Below are 20,886 nucleotides of genomic sequence, written 5' to 3' on the forward strand. Positions count from 1 at the left end.
GATCATTAGGAGGAAAGAAACATGACCGCAAAAGACCAACTTCTTCAAGAACTCGACCAAGTATCAGAACCCTTGCTGCTGAAAGTGCTTGAATTTGTCCGTTCCTTAAAGAGTGAAGAAGAACAACAAAAACTAGAAGCCAAAGCATGGCAGGCATATCTAGATTCAGAACGCGAAAGAAAGGAGGTTTACCGTCGCCTTGCCAACTCCTAATTTTGTCAGCAAAAGTATGGTTTTAAGTATCCACGCCAGACAGATAGAGAGATTTGGCGGCACTCCAGGCGTCAGAGACGAAGGTTTGTTAGAGTCGGCTTTGGCTCAACCGCCAGCAACTTTTGGCGGGTATTTTTTGCATCCAACAATTAGCGAACAAGCGGCCGCCTATCTCTATCACATAGCGATGAATCATCCCTTTATTGACGGCAATAAACGAACGGCTTTTGCAGTGACAGATACCTTTTTGCGTTTAAATGGTTGCACTCTGAATTTGACGGACGATGGAGTATATGATTTAGTCATGCGAGTCGCGCGGGGAACGATGACTAAGGAAGAATTAAGCACCGAGTTAGAGTCATGTATTGTTTAGTTTTAATAAGTAAGTTGGGCAGCCTTCATCGAGATTAAGTAAGGTGCGCCCATAAGCACCCTAGAGTGAAAAAGGGAATCGAGGAACAAAAAAGCGAGTAAAATTATCACTAAAGAACAAAGCCGAGATCCTTTGCGTCAAATCAGTAATAAAACTACACAGAAAAAAAGCACAAACCGCCGATCGCCCTTCCTCCACCAAATCCCGCTACCCAGCTACTAATTAGCAATAGCCATGAATATAAATTTTTCTCGTTACGACACCTTAACCACCCTGCTAGCAGGAACTACCGCAGCCTTAACCATAGTCATCAGTCAGCCCGCGATCGCCAAAACCCCCCAAGAAGTCGCCAGCATTGCCGGGCCGCTGACAGTACAAATTAACAGTTCCCTCGGAGACGGTTCTGGCGTAATTATTGCCAAAAACGGCAAAACTTACACAGTTTTAACAGTCAACCACGTCGTAGAAAAAGCAGATGTGAAATACACCGTTCGCACGTCTCAAGGCAAAAACTATCAAGCAACCTCCGTCACCCGTTTGCAAACCGCCGAAACTGACCCGGATTTAGCCGTAGTCAAATTTGAAAGCCCCGAAGAATATCCAGTCGCGACGATCGCAGATTCCGATCAAGCCGTCATCGGCAGTCAAATCTTCGTTTACGGCTATCCCGCTACGGGCGGACTTTTTGGCGCCGAACGAGAACCAGAACTCTCTCCGGGACTCGTTACCAGCCGCCCCAGCAACCGCCCGGAAGGTTACACTTTGCGGTATCAGGCCGTAACCTGGAGCGGCATGAGTGGCGGCCCAGTTTTTGACTCCGAAGGCCGAGTTATCGGTTTACACGGACAAGGCGAATTTGGTTTCGCCCAAACGAGTTCCGGCGAAGTCGCCCCGATTAAAACCGGATTTAATGCAGCAGTTCCCATCAATACATTTATCGCCAAGCTAGTGGCGGCGGGAATCAACAAATCCGAGTTGAAAGTAGACAATACTCCCCCAACCAGTGGCCCGGTATCCACCGCCAATCCGCAAGATGCCCAAGCCTATTATTTTCGAGGACTTTCGCTGTTAGATCAAGGAGATGCTTGGGAGGCGATCGCCGATTTCAACAGAGCACTCGCTTTCAAGCCCAAATATACCCCTGAATTGTATTTTAATATCGGTAATGCCCGCACTTTCATGACCGCCAGCGTGCCCCAACTCGGTCCCACACGCGGTTCCACTGCTATTCAAGCATACACGCGGGCGATCGAAGCCAATCCCGGTTTTGCCGACGCTTACTACAACCGAGCTTTAGCTTACCTGGACAACCAAGACCAACCGAAAGCAATTGCCGACTTTCAAAAAGCAGCAGAACTTTACAAGCAAGGCGGAAGAACCAGCGCCTATCAAGACGCAATTAACAGAATCAAACAGTTGCAATAAACTTAGCCTTTAAGAGTTCAAACATCAAAATGAAGCTATTCATTTTGATGTTTGAATTTCCAACTAGGCTAATTAATATAATCAGCAACTACCATGAACGTAAATTTTTCCCGTTTCGACACCTTAACCACCTTGCTAGCAGGAACTACGGCTGCCCTAACCATAATCATCAGCCAAAGTGCGATCGCCAAAACTCCCCAACAAGTCGCCAACATTGCCGGGCCGCTGACAGTACAAATTAACAGTTCCCTAGGAGACGGTTCTGGCGTAATTATTGCCAAAAACGGCAAAACTTACACAGTTTTAACAGTCAACCACGTCGTCGAAAAACCCGATCTCAAATACACAGTCCGCACCTCCACAGGCAAAAACTATCAAGCAACCTCTGTCACCGGGCTGCAAACAGCCGAAACAGAGGCGGATTTAGCCGTAGTCAAATTTGAAAGCCCCGAAGAATATCCAGTGGCGACGATCGCAGATTCCGACACAGCCGTCATCGGCACTCAAATCTTCGTTTACGGCTACCCCGCTACGGGCGGACTTTTTGGCGCCCAACGAGAACCAGAACTCTCTCCCGGACTCGTTACCAGCCGCCCCAGCAACCGCCCGGAAGGTTACACTTTGCGGTATCAGGCCGTAACCTGGAGTGGCATGAGTGGCGGCCCAGTTTTTGACTCCGAAGGCCGAGTCATCGGCTTGCACGGACAAGGCGAATTCGGTTTCGCCCAAACGAGCTCCGGCGAAGTCGCCCCGATTAAAACGGGATTTAATGCAGCAGTTCCGATCAATACTTTTATGGCGAAACTGGCGGCGGCGGGAATGAACAAATCCGATTTGAAAGTAGACAATTCTCCCCCCACCGCAGTTCCCCTATCCACCCTCAACCCAAAAGACGCTGAGGCCTTTTATTTTCGAGGACTGGTGTACTTAGATGAGGGATCTACTTTCGAGGCGATCGAGGCTTTCAACAAAGCACTCTCTTTCAAACCTAACAACACACCGGAATTGCATTTCAATATTGGTAATGCCATCACCATCGCCAGCACTCCCGATACACGCACTAACCCGATTCTGGCTTACACGCGGGCGATCGAAGCCAATCCCGGCTTTGCTGACGCCTACTACAACAGGGCTCTAGCCTACCTAGATCAAAAAAACCAACCGAAGGCAATTGCCGACTTTCAAAAAGCAGCAGAACTTTACAAACAAGGCGGCAGAACCAGCGCCTATCAAGACGCGCTCAACAGAATCAAGCAATTGCAGTAAAATTAGAAGTTAAGAATTAAGAATTAAAAATGACTAATCCCATTTTTAATTCTTAATCAAGTTCATAAAAACAGCAGGTAAATAACAATGACTGCTATCACCTTAAACCTCAACTCCCTGATTAAACTAACTTCAGAACAGTTTTATCAACTGTGCGAAGAAAACCCAGACTTGAAACTCGAACGCAACGCCAACGGAGAATTAATTGTCATGCCGCCAACCGGAGGAGAAACGGGAAGAAGCAACTCAAAATTCAACTTACAGATTGGACTTTGGAACGAACAAACCCAACTCGGTGAAGCCTTTGATTCCTCAACAGGATTTACTCTGCCCAATAAAGCCGATCGCTCTCCCGATGCGTCTTGGGTAGAGAAATCTCGCTGGGAAGCTTTGACACCTCAACAAAGAGAAAAATTTATCCCGCTTTGTCCCGATTTTGCTGTGGAAATTCTCTCCCCAACGGACAGCTTAAAAAAGACTCAGGAAAAAATGCAAGAGTATATGGAAAATGGCTGCCGTTTGGGTTGGCTGATTAACCGCAAAAAACGCGAAGTTGAAATTTATCGCCCCGGTCAAGATGTGGAAGTTTTACAATCTCCTCTCACCCTTTCTGGGGAAAATGTTTTACCGGGATTTGTTCTCAATTTGCAAAAAATTTGGAATTAGCAGAATTCAATTTTGACTTATTATATCATCTTCAATAAATAAAATAACCGTTACCATTTCTTCGTGAGGAATGCAAGTCAGAGCGACTTGGATCGGGAGGGGAGCATCTCATATCTGTAAAAACACTTCTTCTGGCTCCTTCCTTCTGACTCTTTCCTCGCAGCAATAGAGCCTCAAAAATCCAATTTCTAGCTTGGCTGCTTTCATTGAGATACTCCCTAGCCAGTTCTTAGATCGCTATACAACAGTTCTCAATAAAGTGAGATATGCCCAATGCCCAATGCCCAATGCCCAATGCCCAATGCCCGCTTATCAAGCGTACACCTCATGTTACTGAGAAAGGCTATAGCTTCTTTGTCCTTAAACTATATCGCTAAACTGGATTCGGGAGCAGAGGTCGAATTAACTCCACAATTTGGTCATAGTTAAAGTTATTGACAGAATCAATTAGCGAACTGGAAAGGGTTGATTTAGATGCGGGAATTTGTTGGATTAGCTCGTTCATGGCTTCAGGATCAACATAGTAGGCAGCTTGATACATTTCTTCTAACCACTGAGAGGACATCACGGCTAGATCTTCTGGAGATAAAGAATCAACAGATAGTTTTTGGGGATCTTTTCCTACAACTGTGTAGATGTACTCTACTCCCAAGTATTGAGCGAGTTTGTCAAAGACGAGGCATTCCTGAAATGGCTTGCTCATAAAGTCGTCACAACCAGCCATAAGAGCTTTCTCTCGATCTTCTTCAAAAGCACTGGCAGTTAAAGCAATAATGACAGTCTCTTGTCCCTGAGAGTGTTCTCTAATGCGTTTGGTAGCTGTGTAGCCATCCATGATCGGCATTCGTAGATCCATCCAAATCAGGTGTGGGGACCAACTTTCCCACAGGAATAGTGCTTCAACTCCCTGTGTTGCTTCGCGCACCTCAAAACCGACTGAGGTAAGAAGTTTGACCAATAAGCGGCGATTTTCGTCTATATCTTCAACCACAAGGATGCGGTAAGTTGGTTGTCCTGGAACTATACCAATTACTCTTTGTTTAAGCAATTCTGAGGCAAGGCAGACTGCTTGAGGTAACTTTACCCCAAGTTCAAAGTAAAAAATGCTGCCCTGATTCAATGTGCTTTGAACCCGAATCTGACTACCCATGAGTTGGACAAATCTTTGGCTGATAGCTAAACCTAGACCAGTACCTTGATTCAATTTATTCCCCGCTTCAGCTTGCACGAACGCCTTAAATAAACTCTCAATTTCTGTTGGAGCAATTCCCACTCCAGTATCCTCAATTTCAAAATATAGGTGACAGGACGTTTGGTCGCTCTGTTCCGATCTTACTCGTAAGGTGACGCTTCCTTTATTAGTAAACTTAATCCCATTACCGAGCAGATTGACTAAGACTTGATACAGTTTGTGCTCATCGGTATGCACAAATTGGGGAAGATTGGGGTCGATATCGAAAATTAGTTTCAATCCTTTCGATTTGGCTTTAATTTGCAACATTTCTTCAAGAGAAATCAGCAAAGATTTTAGGTCAAAGTCAGAAAGAGAGAGTGTCATCTTTCCGGTCTCTATTTTAGATAAATCTAAAATGTCGTTAATCAATGCCAATAAATGTGTGCCGCTACGATTGACGATCGCCAGATCTTCTTGGAGTTCGGGAGTCAGAACAGGATCGTAACTCATCAATTGCGTAAATCCCAAAATAGCATTGAGAGGAGTACGGAGTTCGTGGCTCATATTGGACAGGAACATACTTTTGGCTCGGTTTGCTGTTTCTGCTCCTTCCTTAGCTTGCTGAAGTTCCAACTCGGCTTGTTTGCGATCGTTAATGTCAATTAAATATCCCAACATTTCCACTGGTCTACCTGCAGGATCTCGAATTAGTCTGAGTTGACAGAGTATCCAGCGATAAACCCCATCTGAGCGACGAAGACGGTATTCATGGAAATAAAAATCATTGACGAATAGATTGTCTAAGCCATTAACCACTCGTTCTAAATCATCTGGGTGTAAGTTATGCACCCAAAAGTCAGAATCTTCTAAAAAATCAATCCTTTCATAGCCCAATACATCTTTGATATTTTCGCTCATGAACGTTGCTGCATAATTGCCATAAGGTTGACAGCCAAAAATAACGACGGGGCTGTAGTTCAGGAGAAAGTTGAGGCGATTTGTGGTAGATTGCAAGGCTTGCTCAGCTTGTTTTAGCTCTGTCACATCCTCCTGAACGGCAACATATACAGTTCCATATTCAGGATGCTCAAACCTAGACGTATGAACCCTGCACCAAAAGAGAGTTCCATCTTTTTTCTTATTGTGGACTTCATATTGTGCTTCTCCGTCCCGAGCGAGTTTAACAACAACATCTTCAACGGTTTCGTCGGGTGTAACCTCTGTATCGACGTAATTTATTACACCAACGGGTTGACCGGCGAGTTCACCCTCTGCATAGCCAAACATAGCGTCAAATTTAGGATTGGTGTAGACGATCGTGAGGTCTGAGGCTTTAACTAAACACACTCCACCTGCCATGTTATGGATAATAAGACTCTGAAGCTCAAGCGCCTTTTGAGCTTCTTTTTTAGCGGTAATTTCTTGGATCTGAGCAATAAAATGCAGTGGATTTCCCTGTTCATCTTGTACTAGCGAGCCATTAAGAAGAATCCAAATTATATGTCCTTGTTTATGGAAATAGCGTTTTTCCATTTGGTAAGTTGAAATGATCCCTGCTAATAGCTGATGTACATAGCTAAGATCCAGGTCTAAATCGTCAGGATGGGTAATGTCTTGGAAAGTTAACGCTAACAACTCTTCTGAGGAGTAGCCCAGAATCTGACATAAGGCAGGATTTACTTTAACCCAGTACCCATCAAGTGCAACGATCGCCTTTCCAATGGACGCATTTTCAAAGGCATTGCGAAACTGCTCTTCACTGTTTCGTAAAGCCACCTCAATTTGTTTGCGTTCGTTTTCAGCCCACTTGCGCTCATCGATCTCCTTCTCTAAGGCTTGAATCGCCACAATAAGTTGAGCTGGACTAGGTAAAGCTAAGGCTGATGGAATTAAAAATACTAGCTCAGATGCAGTATATACAGAAATCAGAGCAGTAATAGCTTTAAGTCCTCCATAAACCCAATAAGTAGGAAACCAAAGCGTCCAAATTTCCATGATATGAGTTGTACCACAGGCAATTATGAAGGCGCTAAACAGAAATAATACTTTCGGAAAAGGAGTATCGGGGCGCTGTCGAACAAAGTAGATTAGCATGATTGGGATGGAGTAGTAAGCTAAAGCAATTAAACCATCGGATAAAATATGTAATCCTACTAAGTTTGTTTGCCAGAGATAGCAGTGACCATGAGGAATGAATCCTCCACTTTCAAAAAATTGTGTAATCATACCTAACCTGCATTATTCATGAGTGCTGAAGTGCTTAGCGATTGAGTTCTGCCATTGCCCGCTTCATCATCGAAGTCTTACCGGGAAAACCACTTTTGAGTAGGGAGATGTCAAATTGCCAATCTAGCAGCACGAGACCTCCGATCGCAATGACGAGTAGACTTGCCCTTTCAGAAATGTGCTTGTTCATACAGCAGATTGCGTTAAAAAAATGTCCTTTTAATGTTAGCCAAAACAAAGAAGGGCAACCACGGGGGGATTCTCCCTACCTCCACAAGTCAGATTTTGTATGGGCTGTGCCAGCGTGCCACTCCTCGAACTCTGCGATCGCAGGACTTCTGGCTGCGTAAAGTGAGTTTATAACCTAATAATTCAACTATACTCTTATTCATAGGCTTATAGTCCTCTGGCAACAAACTATGGAAAGGAGTAGGATTCTCGATAGAACTAGCGATAGAGTTAGCGAGCCACATACCAACTACCGCGGCAATATTTTAATTGTTGACGATCTGCCTGATAACTTGCGTCTTCTGAGCCGTACTTTGATCGCACAGGGTTATAAAGTTCGCTGTGCCACAACAGGCGCAATGGCGATCCGAGCCGCCCAATCGCCAGGGACGGAACTAATTTTACTCGACATTAAATTGCCCGATTTTGATGGCTATGAAGTTTGTAAAAAATTAAAATCTGACGAGCAAACCGCAGGCATTCCGATAATTTTTTTGAGTGTTCTCAATGAAACTTTCAATAAGGTTCAGGGGCTGGCTGTTGGTGGCGTAGATTATATTGCTAAGCCGTTTCATGTCGAAGAAGTATTAGCTCGTGTCGAAACTCACCTAACCATTCGACGGTTGCAACAAAGCCTCCAAGAGCAGAATTTACGTCTCTTGAGAGAAATGGAAGAACGCCAACGTCTCGAAGCATCCCTCTTTGCCGAAAAAGAACTCGCTCAAGTGACTCTCCAATCGATTGGTGATGCAGTTATTACTACCAATGCTCAAGGTAATGTGCGATTTTTCAATCCTATCGCTGAGCAACTGACAGGCTGGAAGGCTCATGAGGCTAAGGGACTCCCCCTGTCTACAGTCTTTGAAATTGTCAATGAAGTAACGCGAAAGCCATTAGAGAATCCGATCGACAAGGCTCTATTGGAGAAGCGAATTGTGGGGTTAGCTAACCATACTATACTCATTGCGCGCGATGGGACTGAGTATGCCATTGAACACTCAGCAGCACCCATTCGAGACTGCCAAGGTCAAATTATCGGGGCAGTCATCGTCTTTCATGATGTTACCGAATCGCGCAATATTGCTCGTCAACTCTCTTGGGAAGCCAATCACGATGCTCTGACGGGTTTAATCAACCGTCGAGGATTTGAGCAGCGACTAATTGAGGCGATCGCCTCTGTTCAAGATAGCAATCAGCAGCACGTTCTCTGTTATTTAGATTTAGATAAGTTCAAAGTCGTTAACGATACCGCAGGTCATATTGCTGGCGATGAGCTACTGCGCCAAATCACTAGACTTTTACAAAAGGGAGTCCGCGCTAATGACACACTGGCTCGCTTGGGAGGTGATGAATTTGGTCTTTTGCTTACTAAATGTCCCCTCTCTAAAGCAACTCAGATTGCGGAAAAGCTCAAAGACATAGTGCATCAGTTTCGGTTTATTTGGGATAGCAAAACCTTTATCATAGGAGTCAGTATTGGAGTTGTTGCAATTAACCAAACCAGCCAAGATTTGATGGAGGTTATGGGGGCGGCTGATGCAGCTTGTTATGTAGCCAAAGGCAAAGGTCGCAACTGTGTTCATGTTTATCGTCTAGATGATGGCGAACTCATATAATTAGACAACGTGGTGAGACGCACTTGATTTCCAAAATCAGCCGTGCGTTAGAAACCAATCGTTTTTGTCTCTACTCCCAAAAGATTGGCTTTATTATCTCTAACCCATCATTAGATCATTAGGAAATTTTGTTAAGAATGGTAGAGAAAAACGGAGAAAGCGTGGCTCCCAATGAGTTTATTCTCACCGCCGAGCGTTATGGCTTGATAACCAAGAGCGATTGTTGTTGGGTAATCGAAACTTTTTGATTGAATTATCATAATTTATCGGGGCTAAAAGTTTTTAGTAAAGACTTGTATAGCCTTTCGAGCTCTCATATGAGGTACTCATGGGCATAGGGCATAGGGCATAGGGCATAGGGCATAGGGCATAGGCCTCCGTGGGCATACCTCACTTTTTTGAGAACCGCTATAGACGCTCAATATTTCTGGCGCTAGCAGTCGAGTTTTTTTTAAAATTTTATTGTTCCATTTTATCCCGTTTTGGATGTTGAGGTCGCGGTCTCTAGTGTGAGTGACCGCACTTTTTTAGGTATTCCCACCCTCCGAGTTTTGCGACTTGTTCTCTCCCGGTTTTTTGGGCATCGCACCCTCTTCCTTCAGAATTACCAAGGCGAACCGATCATGGTAAAAGCAGCCCAATAATAAGGATGCGAGAAATTTCGATCGCCCCTGGTGGCCAACTCCGACGGCAAAGGCAGAGCTTGATTGTTGCCCGATCGTACCAAATAACCATCTTGCAACCGCACTTCTCCCCGCAACATCGCCAACTGCGCTTGCCGCAAAGCCTCAGCCTTAATCGGCGCTGTACGCAACTCCTGGTAAAACTCAGTCATCAGCCCCAAAGTAGCAACATCGCTGACATACCACAAACTCGCCAAAGCTGATTTTACCCCCGCGTGCACCGCCAACCCTGCAAACCCCAACTCAGCTTGTTCGTCCCCCACCGCCGTAGTACACGCACTCAAAACCAACAACTCCACCTGCGGGTTAGATAACTTCAACTGATCCAACTGATCCAACCGCAACTTAGTATCCCAAAACTGAATGTAAGAATTTTGGGCTCCCCCAGGCTGAAAATCGCCGTGAGTAGCTAAATGAATAATTTTGTATTGCGGTTGATTGCGCTTCTGCTTCAAATTTGCCAAAGTAAAAGCTTCATTGAGAAAAGACGAACCCGGCCAAATCTTGCCCACAATTGTCGATATTTCCAGTGGCACCGCAGGCAAAGGATTTTGATCGTATTTGGCAGGAAAATTCGACGCACCCATCGCTAACACTTCAGAACCCTTAACATCGGCATAGCGAGTATCAGTTAAACTCAAACTCGGAATCAAGCCCAAACTGTACTTTTCTACCAAAAACTGCTTGCCGTCGTAAAGAGCAGCCAAAGGCAAAGTTCGCAAACCGACATCCATCGAAAACACCAAGGTGTCAATCTTGTTAGCCTCCAATTCCGGTTGCAGCGGTGCAATTAACCACTGGTAAAGTTCCTCGGCAGGTTGCTTGTAGTCAGCAGTATTCAATCTCCTGGGACTTCTGATAGCATTAGTGAATTTTTTAGCAACTTGCAAGACTGTCTCGCGGCTTGCAGGCACGCTTTTAAAAACATTTTTGCCGTCTGGCAATAACAACACAAGTTCTAAATGTTTTTCTTTCGCCCACACGTAAAGGATGGCCGGTTTAACCCCAGTCAACTGATTGACGCTGCTGAGAGTATCTCGAATACTTTGCTGCGTGACTGACTTTTCAGTGACAGTGCCCCCAAAGTAACGTTCAAATTCCCGGCCCTGAGTTCTATCCCTTTGCTGCACTGCGTCGATCGGATTTATTTGCGCGATCGAGTTCGATCGAGAAATCTCAGGAACCCTCACATTCCCGATACTTTCTGCTGTTACCGCACTCGCCGACTTCTGTGAAGTTGCCTGCAAGGTGCCGTTTTCTGTCGTCGCAGGCGCGCCTAAATTGTCTTGTAACACCGACGGCGACAGCAGTACCGAGCCGGCAGCATTCTCGTTCGACTGATCCTCAAAAGAGACAGCAGCAGCTTCTGGCGAGACATTTGCGTTAGTGCTCTTGGGCACCTGCGCTGCGGGGCCGAGACTCACCTGAGTCACAATTTGTTGAGAATTGGCTGTAGTTTTCAGTTCCACGGTGGTAGTTGGTGCCGGACTCGGCACGATCGCCAGCGGCCCGATCGCAGTTGAGGAAGTCGCAGTGTTCGACTTCAAGTTTCCCGTCCCAACAGTCGCCGCCGTGCAGGTTCCCGACGAGCAAGTGCTTTGCAGCAGCGTCTGTGAACCCGATCGAGCCAGCCCGTCTGTAGAAATGCTAACCTCGGCGCGTTCAGCAGCCGTTCCTGTTCCCGCAGCCAGAAACGCTCCCCCAGCTTCGATTGCCACATCGCCGCCCGTATTGCCACGAGCTTTGATCGAAACAACTTCAACATCTTTCTGCCCGGTAATTTGGCTCGAACCCGCACTTCCCGACTGCGAACTCGAATTGATCACCCCTGTAACGATCCGGCCCGGCGCCGCAATCGAAATATTTCCGCCGCTTCTGGCACCAAAAGCATCGATGTTGCCGGTTTCTACCGCACCGGCGCTGCGAATATTGATAGGGCCAGCCTCCCCGGAAGTTGAGCGAGATGAAACCGTACCAGCAGTCAACTTGCCTTGACTGCTAGTGATGTTAATCCCCGCAGTCGAGGTAACGTCTCCGACGGCTACAGTACCGCCCATCAGAGAGATGGTGGCGTTATCAGTGCCGACGATCGCACCCGTTCCCACGATCGCGCCGGTGCCCGACGGCGATTGAATCGTCGTCGGATCTTGAAATGTCACCGCTACTGGCGTGGAATTCGGCGTTGAATTGGGCGCTGGAGAACCAATCGAGATCGCACCGCTACCGTCAGAACGTCCGATCGCGATCGAAGCAAACCCATTCCGAAAAGTGTTCAATTCAGCAGCAGTCAAGTTCAGAGCTTCTGTACTGCCCGAACCTTGAATTATAATATTTTGACTGGGATCGGCCGGTTGCAGCACCAGATTGCCGTTGCTGGCGATCGAATTTTTGTCACCCGTCAAGTCAATCTCGCTGCCGGTTAAAGTAATATTTCCCGGTCTTTTCGAGCCGCCAGCTTCGATCGCGCCCGCAGTGACTCCATTAGGTCCCGTCAGCGTCACATTCCCCGCGCGATCGCCCCTCGTGTCGATCGCCCCGGCCGTCACCGTGCCCTGTGCGGTAACACTAACATCTCCCGCCGAATTGCGTATATCTTGGGAAGAATTGACAGAAGTGTTGATAGTGCGCGCAGTTCCAGTAACTAGCTGACCGGTTGTGACATTGCCTGCGGTGCTGACGATGCGAATTTCCTGATTGTTGGTAGTGATATTTCCGGTACGGATATTGCCGTCAGCTTTGAGAGTAATTGAGGCATTGTCGGCCCCTGTCAGGGAACTTGTGGTAGTGATTGTTCCCAAACCCGCTGGCGATTGAATAATTAGCGGATCGTAAAATGTGAAATCGTTGGCCATCAGAATTGAACCGATACCGTTGCTGCGGCCGATCGTAATTCCAGCAAATCCATTTTGCAAACTTCCGAGGTCGTTTGCCGTCAGATTCAAATAAATATTAGTGCCGACATCTCCAGAACCGCCGATCGCAATATTTTGACCGGGGTTCCAAGGTTGCAGTACCAAAAAGCCAGTGCCGCTGACTGAATTTTTGTCGCCTTTGAAATTAATTTCATTACCAGTCAAAGTAATGTTTCCAGCACCCGCTGCGATCGAGCTAACCCCCAGAACATTCCGAGCCGTCACAGTTACATTTCCCGCCGCTTCCGGGCCGCTGGCATCAAGTTTTTGGGCCGTTACGTTCAGGCCTTCGATCGCAATATTCCCGCTGCTGCCGGTGCTGGGATTGGATGAAGAAATATTGTTTGCAACAGTCGAACCCGGACTAATCAAACTAATATTTCCGCCGTTACTTGACAAATTGCCCGCAGTAATTTGACTTCCCTCCAGGGCGATCGCACCGCCACCGGTGCTAATTGTATCGGCCGCATTCATAGAAAAAGCACCCGCACCATTGCGATCGGCATCTGCTCTAAATGTTACCGAACCAGTAGTTGCTTGAAAGCTCAACTGATTGTCCGCCAAATCAGCAATTGTAATATCATTGAGGGCTTCGAGAACCACATTTGACGTAGCCGACATACTTTCCAAAGCTGTAGCCGAAATTGTCAGCGAAGGCTCAGAATTGTTTTCCTGTCCTGGTAGCGTTCCTGTTGCCAAAATATTATTGTTGGCAATTATTTCCGCATCGCCCGCAGCTTCTGGGGAATCTGTAATGAAAATATTGTCTGGATCTAACAGCAAAGTCCCCAAACCGTTTGTCCCAGAGGTATCAACATTACCGTTAAAAATCAATCTTTGCTTGCCCGAAACTTCCACAAACCCCCCAACACCTGCGGTTCCCGTTGCAGAAACGCCCTTTGCGCTGATGCTGCCCAAAAATGCTGTTGTGTTGTCAGCCCAGACCAAAACTCGGCCGCCGTTGCCTGATTCAGTTGCGTTGGCTGCGATCGAACTTTTGCCATCCACGTAAGTCATCCTGGCATTCGGCACAGTTCCCTCGCCTCGGTAATCTCCCCCGATCCGCACCGTTCCGCCACCGTCCGGCCCCGAAGCCTCAATCTTCGCTCCAAACAGCCCTACCTTGTCGCCCAACACGTTGACGCTGCCTCCGACGCCCCCCCTGGCAGACACGTCCGCAGAACCCGCTACCAGCGCAGTTCCAGCACCTGCAGGCACTGTTTGGCCGCCTGTGAGCACGACTTCACCTTGAGCGTTCGTAGTTATACCCGTAGCGTTAGCCACGCCAGGGCCCGAAAGCAGTCCAGGTAAACTCAGCGGAGAGAAGGGAACACCTTCGGAACCCGACACTCCGGCTGCTGGAGAAACTTCTAAACTCAGCAAAAGTCCGTTTTGACTAAACCGCACCAGATTTTTGTCTCCAACCGCCACCACAGTAATTTGACCGCCTGGGGCTGAAAGTGGGCCCGTACTGATCACCGTACCGCCGAGCAAAGTCAAATTTTGCCCGGTTCCGACAGCCAAGTTACCGGCATTGACAATACTCGCGGGCTGTGGGCCAAAAACAAAAGCATTCGGCGTTCCGACGAGGGCCGCGAAGTCGTTCGCCCCAGTACCGTTGAACCAGCCGTTGTCAAAACCGATACCGCTAGCGGTGGTAGCAAAAAAAGACCCGGACACATCGAGTCGGGCATTTGCTCCGAAGATAATGCCTGCGGGATTCATCAGCAACAAATTAGAATTGCCGCCGCTAACTTGAATTAGGCCGTTAATTAAGGAAGCGTCGCCCCCGACAACGCGGCCGAGGATATTTTTAACGCTTGGGTTGGAGATGAAATTGGCAGTTTCGCCAGCATTCAGACCAAACCGAGTAAAACTGTGGAACAAATTTGCTCCGTCTCTGGAGGTAGTGCCACCTTTAATGTCGTAGCGAGGAGGCGACCCTGTACCTGGCGCGGTGACAGTGGTTCCGGTGCCGTCTGGGGCTGGAGTAATGGATTGTGCTGCAGCAATTTGAGATTGGGGATAAATTGCCACCAGTACCCATCCCCTGCTGTTTTCTTTGAGGAAAACCAGGTTGGGGAAAAAATCTAATATCAAAAATCCAGCAAAGGGAATTGCTGCCAGAATCGACCGCACAGCACGTTGAGCATTCATAAGTTTGCCTCGGTCTAGACCTTAATTCGAGTTGAAAATTGAGATTTTAGGTAAAAAAGAGTCGATCGCACCCCTATGCTGACACTTCTTAACGCGAACTCTCGATCGCAAATCTTAAAATTTAAGTCTAAATTTGATTGTGTCACCAACATAGCAAAGACTGGCAGTAAGTGTCGAAACACAGGAAGTTTAAACAGAGAAAATTATGAGCGATCTAATTGTCCGTCGGATCGGTTTAACTGGGGGCATCGCCACGGGTAAAACCGCTATATCTAATTATCTGGCAGATGCCTGTGGATTTCCGATTTTAGATGGCGATATTTACGCCCGCGAAGCTGTGAACCCCGGTTCGCCAATACTTGACTCTATTGTAAAACGATACGGCGCGGGTATTTTGCTCCCGGACGGCAATTTAAATCGGCCAGAGTTGGGAAGTATTATTTTTTGTAACGCAGACGAGCGGCAGTGGTTGGAACAACAGATTCACCCTTACGTGCGCCGCCGATTAGTTGAGGAAACTCAAAGCTGCATTGCTGCATCGAGTTTGGTATCCCAAGGGACACAGGATTTAAGTACAAAGACTCAAGAAACCGACTTGTTTGACCACAAGCTAGAACCGAGTATTGTTGAAAAAAAACCCGGTTTCTGTGCCAAGGCTGACACGTTGACTTTGGTTTTGGTAGTGCCGCTGCTGTTTGAAGCTAACATGACTGACTTGTGTACCGAAATTTGGGTAGTGTACTGTTCACCCGAAGTGCAGTTAGAACGACTAATGCAGCGAGACGGCTTAAGTTACGATCGAGCTAATGCCCGTATTAACGCCCAGTTGCCACTAGCTCAAAAGTGTCAACAAGCTGACGTTATTTTGGACAACTCGTCAACCCTCGACTCGCTATTCCTGCAGGTAGATGTGCAAGTCAGTCGCTGTGAGATTTGATACTTGAGATTGACTCGGCGATATCAGTTTTAAAACCTGGTTTTTTTAATTCCTGCGCGGCAGTTCGATTTGAGAGTTGAGATTTGAGATTGACTCCACGATTTTGTGAACGGGCTTTTTTTTCCCCAACCGCTTTCGACTCCTCTTTCGGAGTGGCGCGTCAGCGCTCTTGTCACAAAGCCAGATCAGAAAAGATCAGAAAAAATAAAAGGTTCACAATTTATTTAAAAATACAATAGCAACCATTTATGAAGTTAATGTGAAAAATTAGGCATTGCCCCCTTTAAGGAATCTCATTCACCAAGATATTTATATGTAACGTGCTGATGGCGCGCCTGGGTACTCTCCTGTTGTGTCTTTAATCCCCGGGTTGCCGCTTCACCTCAATAAATTATCGAGTTAATCATAAAAGTAGTAAAACTTTACAATTGGCGGTTTTTGTTTCTTTCTTGGAAGACTGTTTCAAAAGGATTCCAGGGGCGATACCATTTTAGATTTTAGATTTTAGATTTTAGATTTGGGAATGATTTATAACTACCAGGGTTGGGAATACGGGCATAGAAGAGTAGCATTATTTTTTTGAACATGGTCTTGAGTTCTGCTGGTGGCCCGCCAGTAGCAGATAACTAGAAATTACCAGCGAACAAGCGAGCTAGATGATGGATTTCACCCGCTTTTAACCAAAAATCAAAAAAATTGCAGGTGCAGTCACTTACTAATTGATGACTTCGCCACAATTATTTTTTTATCCTGATAGCAGAGTACAGACTGCGTATCAAGAAGGGGAAAATACAAACACCAAAATTTATGATGCGCGTTTACTCTTCCATCCTGATGTCAAGCCTGTTACTGAGTGCTGGCGCAGTTAATGCTCAAAGCTTAGAAACTCGATCGACCTTTTTTGCTCAAGACAACAGTGTTCCAGAAATTTTAACCGCCGTAGCCGAGACTCAGACCTTTTACGCAGATAACAACGATCCAACTACCCCGCCACCACGAGGCGGCGGGAGATAAACCCAAATAAATGGCTATTTTTGCAAAAAAAAAGCGAAATCTACTGACTTATTACTTGTGTAAATTTTGCTTTTTTTATATTAACGAAGGAATTCAGAATTTATCAAACTAAAAATTAACCGCCATTAGTTCCGGATATGCAAAAAAAAGTCTGTATCGGGGAGAAGAAACTTTGAGCTAAAACTTCACAATGTATACTCTGAAGCAATTGGCATTATTAAGCGCACTATTGGCTAGCGCCATAGCTGTTACTCAAAAACCAGAAAACAGTTTAAGATCGGAAAATCAGTTTACTACATCTCAAAAACTGTTATTAGCTAAAGATAGCGGTAGCAAATCAAAACGCTGTAACTCCTCCCCGACTCCGGGGTGCTCTCGCCGAGATAACGTCAGTGATATGTAGAATTAAATCTCGGAATGCCAACAAAAATCTAGGATTAAGATTTCTATATTTTTGGGGCGGGCGGGACACCCCACCAGACAATTTAATTTTCTTAGGAACAAGCCGGAAAGCCTGTTCCTAAGAATGATGCCTGATGTGAATTTAAGCGGACTTGATATCAATCCTCCTCAGCAGCTTCGCCACCAACAACGACATCGCGAATCCGCAAACTCGGGCCGCCACAGCCGACGGGCAAACCGCTTTGCCCTGCCTTGCCGCAGCCGCCGGATTCATCCCAGTAGAAATCGTCGCCGATCGCCTCAATATCAGCTAAAGTGCTGAAAACATTACCCGAAAGAGTAACATCCCGCACCGGATTGTCTAGTTTTCCGTCGCGGATCATCCAAGCTTCGCCGGCACTGAAAGTAAACATTTCGCAGTTAGTCGTGCCGCCTTGCCAATTGCGCGCATAAACCCCTTCTTTGATTCCAGAAAATAAGTCTGCAACTGGCGTGTCACCTCGTTCGATCCAAGTATTCGTCATGCGGACGATCGGCGGATAATGATAATTCAAACAGCGAGCATTACCAGTAGGCGTTTCTCCCAATTTACCCGCCGTTTCCCGCGAGTGCAGTCGCCCGACTAAAGCGCCGTCTTTAATTAACTGAGTAGTAGTCGCCGGAGTGCCTTCGTCGTCGTAGAAATAGCTGCCCCGGTGTCCCTCTGGCGCTGCACCGTCGAAAATTTGCAAGTTTTTGGGGCCGAACTGGCGACCGAGGGTCATAATTTCCAAAATGTCGGGATTTTCGTAGGCCATGTCGGCTTCGGAAAGGTGTCCGAAGGCTTCGTGGACGAATAATCCGGTCAAAATTGGGTCGATGACGACGGTGTAGGTGTTGCCTTGGACGGGGGGTAAGGCTAGGGAATCTACGGCTCTCTGGGCGGCGCTGCGAACTTGCACATCAAGATCGGTTAAATCTTCGTAAGCTTTGCGGGAACCAGTAGTTTCGCGGCCGGTTTGTACGGTTTCCCCGCTGCGGGCTGTGGCGGCAAAGCGCATTTCCATGTCTGCCCAACCTTGTTCTAGCATGGTGCCTTCGGAGGTGGCGAGGATGATGCGCTGGGTGCTGTCGCCGTAGCGCACGGAGATTGTGGCGATGCGGGGGTCAATGCTGCGGAGGATGGCCGCGTAACGATCGCACAATTGCTTTTTGTCAATTAGGGGAACCAGACGGGGGTCTGTTCCTGTCAGCGGCAGCAAGCAAATGTCTTGTACTGGCGTAACTGGCGCCAGGATCGTTTCTTCTTCGCCGATCAGTTTTGCCGCGGCGATGGCTTCTTCGATTCTTTCGGCGAGGGTGGAAAGTCGGTTAAAACTGGCAAAGCCCCAGCCGCCTTTGTGACAAGCCCTGACTTGGCCGCCAATTGAGACTCCTTCGCTGAGGGTTTCAATTTTTTCGCCCCGCAGCAGGATGTCGGTGCCTTCGGCTTCTTCCAGTCGAATTGCCAGATAATCGACTTGGTGGCGGTAGCGTGCCATTAAGTCTGACAGCAGATTTTTCGAGTCGGCGATCGAGGTGGGCATAAGGAAAGCACGGTGTTTAACTTACTTCATTTTGCACTTTTGTCAGGGCGATCGTCCAAAATATCGCCCCAAGCGCGGAGATTGCGACTTATTGGTACGGTTCTGCCAATATCGTTCGTTGACAAATGTGGATATCCTGTGAGTTAGGAGGAAGGCGCAAGAAATTATGCGGGATTTTTCGATCGTGCTGGTGCTTGACCCAGCCCAAAAACGGATACCGTGCCACGTACTTAAGTCGTGGAAAGATAAAAATTTTAGACCCTAGTTCAATCTCCCAGATTTATCTGTGGGGTAAATCTAAAATCTAAAATCTAAAATCTAAAATCGACTGACTCCTAACTCCTGAACTTTCCTATACATAAATACTTCACCCTTCATGCCTCCGAAGGTGGGTTTATAACTGTGAATACTTACTTTTTACCGACAATAAGCGAAATTTTAGCCTCCGAAGGCCAAGAAAATGACCTCCGTCTCTTTGATGCTAAGTTGGCGGGAGAAAACAACCGCCATCGGTGTCCTGCAAGCCGTGGGGCTTCTCGGCTGAAAGCTGAACAGGAATGGTACGGGGCGATCGCAGCTTTGAATCAAATGCTCGATCGGCAAAAAGCAGGACAAAAAACAGATGCCGATCGAGCAAATGGTCGATCGACAATCCCCAATTCCTGTCAGGGATTGGTGTTGTCTGGCCCGTCTTCGGTTTTGACTGACCCCGCTTTGGCCAACGGCTTTGCCAATTGGATTTTTACCAGTATTCCCGACAACGATGCAGCTTTGTGGTCTTTTCGGGCCAGACAAACTTTAGCTTTAATGCCGGCGGCTGATGTGCAAATATCAGTGCCTGCGGCGGCCCCGGCTTTGGCTTTGGCAAGTGGCGATCCCTTAGCCAACGAGCAGTTTTGTTTGGTTTTAACTGCTAGTTTTAGCCTGGTGATGGTTTTGGGTGAAAATTCTGCCGGAATTCCGGCTTTTCTATTTTCTTTCGATCCGCAAGTAGTCGCCAAAGCTTGGGAGGTTTTGCGGCGCCGGGTGACTGAAAGCGAATGTTTGCTTGCCAATTCTGACGGTAGCTTCAATTTACCGGTTAGCAAATTAACTAATAATTCTACTAAATTAGACGGGCTGTTCCAGCAGTTTTTGCCTGTGGAGCCCAATTATCAAACAGTGATGCAGTTCAGCCGCTTGCTGTTGCATAATCTGCCGCTTGGGAAAGATGAAGCAGGCAGGATAAAAGATGAAAGAAGTGATGATGGTTTGAACCATAGACATCACAAGTTATCGGCTACAGATATCAACTGCAAATCTCCAATGCCTCTGGCTACTAAAGAGGTGGAATTGCTACAGGCGATCGCCCACGAAGTCCGCACTCCTTTGGCCACTATCCGCACGCTGACTCGGCTGCTGCTGAAACGTCCCAAACTCGATGCGGTGGTGGTCAAGCGTTTGGAAATGATTGATGCTGAGTGTACCGCTCAGATCGATCGCTTCGGTTTAATTTTCCGCGCCGTGGAATTGGAAATGTCGCAAGCTAAAAATTCTGGCGTGCAGCTAACAGCAATGTCCCTCGGTGAAGTGCTACAAAATAGCATTCCCCGCTGGCAAAAACAGGCGGCTGTGCGAAACCACACTTTGGAAGTTATTGTGCCGAAAAAGTTGCCAGCGGTAGTCAGCGATCCGACGATGCTGGATCAGGTTTTAACTAATTTGATTGAGAATTTTACTCGAACTTTGCCTTCGGGGAGTCGCATTCAGGTGGAGGTGACATTGGCGGGCGATCAGTTAAAGTTGCAGTTGGAATCGGAACACTTACCTGAAGGTAATGTCGCATCGACTTTTGCAGAAGCGGCGAATGCTCCTTTGCGATCGATCGGGCCTTTGTTGATGGTGCAGCCGGAGACGGGAAGTTTGAGTTTAAATTTGAGCGTGACTAAGAATTTATTTCGGGCTGCTGGCGGGAAGTTGGTAATTCGCCAGCGGCCCCAAAAGGGCGAGGTGATGACGGTATTTTTGCCGTTGCAATAGTGATTAATTA

At 47.0% G+C, this 20,886-nt stretch carries 13 protein-coding genes; 9 read left to right on the forward strand and 4 right to left on the reverse strand.

What is annotated here, in order from left to right:
* Positions 1 to 21: 21 nt before the first annotated feature.
* From QT990_RS20210 to QT990_RS20230, 5 genes are all read left to right on the forward strand, one after another.
* Positions 22 to 213, forward strand: coding sequence for a DUF2281 domain-containing protein (locus tag QT990_RS20210; RefSeq protein ID WP_333143403.1), 192 nt, complete (start codon positions 22 to 24; stop codon positions 211 to 213).
* Positions 214 to 229: 16 nt separating this feature from the next.
* Positions 230 to 586 (forward strand): type II toxin-antitoxin system death-on-curing family toxin, encoded by a 357-nt coding sequence (locus QT990_RS20215; RefSeq protein ID WP_333143404.1) that lies wholly within the window; start codon positions 230 to 232, stop codon positions 584 to 586.
* A 234-nt stretch (positions 587 to 820) separates the two neighbouring features.
* Positions 821 to 2,011: a tetratricopeptide repeat-containing serine protease family protein gene (locus QT990_RS20220; RefSeq protein ID WP_333143405.1), complete on the forward strand. Its 1,191-nt coding sequence runs from the start codon at positions 821 to 823 to the stop codon at positions 2,009 to 2,011.
* A gap of 93 nt (positions 2,012 to 2,104) precedes the next feature.
* Positions 2,105 to 3,277, forward strand: coding sequence for a tetratricopeptide repeat-containing serine protease family protein (locus tag QT990_RS20225; RefSeq protein WP_333143406.1), 1,173 nt, complete (start codon positions 2,105 to 2,107; stop codon positions 3,275 to 3,277).
* A gap of 87 nt (positions 3,278 to 3,364) precedes the next feature.
* A complete protein-coding gene (locus tag QT990_RS20230; RefSeq protein ID WP_333106196.1) occupies positions 3,365 to 3,943 on the forward strand; it encodes a Uma2 family endonuclease in 579 nt (192 codons plus the stop codon).
* A gap of 373 nt (positions 3,944 to 4,316) precedes the next feature.
* Here the strand turns inward: QT990_RS20230 and QT990_RS20235 are convergent, their stop codons facing one another.
* Together QT990_RS20235 and QT990_RS20240 are read right to left on the reverse strand one after the other, a co-directional pair.
* Positions 4,317 to 7,343, reverse strand: a complete 3,027-nt coding sequence (locus QT990_RS20235) for a PAS domain S-box protein (RefSeq protein ID WP_333143407.1) — start codon at positions 7,341 to 7,343, stop codon at positions 4,317 to 4,319.
* A gap of 34 nt (positions 7,344 to 7,377) precedes the next feature.
* Complete coding sequence (locus tag QT990_RS20240; protein ID WP_333143408.1) at positions 7,378 to 7,533, reverse strand: hypothetical protein; 156 nt, start codon at positions 7,531 to 7,533, stop codon at positions 7,378 to 7,380.
* Between the two features lie 229 nt (positions 7,534 to 7,762).
* On the opposite strand from QT990_RS20240, the gene QT990_RS20245 reads away from it, so the two are divergent.
* Positions 7,763 to 9,187, forward strand: coding sequence for a diguanylate cyclase domain-containing protein (locus QT990_RS20245; protein WP_333143410.1), 1,425 nt, complete (start codon positions 7,763 to 7,765; stop codon positions 9,185 to 9,187).
* Positions 9,188 to 9,791: 604 nt separating this feature from the next.
* Here the strand turns inward: QT990_RS20245 and QT990_RS20250 are convergent.
* On the reverse strand, positions 9,792 to 14,939 hold the full coding sequence (locus QT990_RS20250; protein WP_333465678.1) for a CHAT domain-containing protein: 5,148 nt from the start codon (positions 14,937 to 14,939) through the stop codon (positions 9,792 to 9,794).
* 205 nt (positions 14,940 to 15,144) lie between these two features.
* Between QT990_RS20250 and coaE the strand changes: the two genes are divergently transcribed.
* Complete coding sequence (coaE, locus tag QT990_RS20255; protein ID WP_333143412.1) at positions 15,145 to 15,876, forward strand: dephospho-CoA kinase; 732 nt, start codon at positions 15,145 to 15,147, stop codon at positions 15,874 to 15,876.
* Positions 15,877 to 16,683: 807 nt separating this feature from the next.
* Positions 16,684 to 16,890, forward strand: coding sequence for a heterocyst-inhibiting protein PatX (gene patX / locus QT990_RS20260; RefSeq protein WP_333143413.1), 207 nt, complete (start codon positions 16,684 to 16,686; stop codon positions 16,888 to 16,890).
* A 560-nt stretch (positions 16,891 to 17,450) separates the two neighbouring features.
* On the opposite strand, the gene QT990_RS20265 is transcribed toward patX, so the two are convergent.
* Positions 17,451 to 18,857 carry a TldD/PmbA family protein gene (locus tag QT990_RS20265; RefSeq protein ID WP_333143414.1) on the reverse strand — a complete coding sequence of 469 codons (1,407 nt, stop codon included), beginning with the start codon at positions 18,855 to 18,857 and terminating at the stop codon, positions 17,451 to 17,453.
* A 402-nt stretch (positions 18,858 to 19,259) separates the two neighbouring features.
* Here QT990_RS20265 and QT990_RS20270 point away from each other — a divergent pair, with 402 nt between their 5' ends.
* Complete coding sequence (locus tag QT990_RS20270; RefSeq protein ID WP_333465679.1) at positions 19,260 to 20,876, forward strand: HAMP domain-containing sensor histidine kinase; 1,617 nt, start codon at positions 19,260 to 19,262, stop codon at positions 20,874 to 20,876.
* Positions 20,877 to 20,886: the final 10 nt, after the last annotated feature.

It is taken from the genome of Microcoleus sp. T3_B1, from assembly GCF_036700445.1.
Lineage (GTDB): Bacteria > Cyanobacteriota > Cyanobacteriia > Cyanobacteriales > Microcoleaceae > Microcoleus.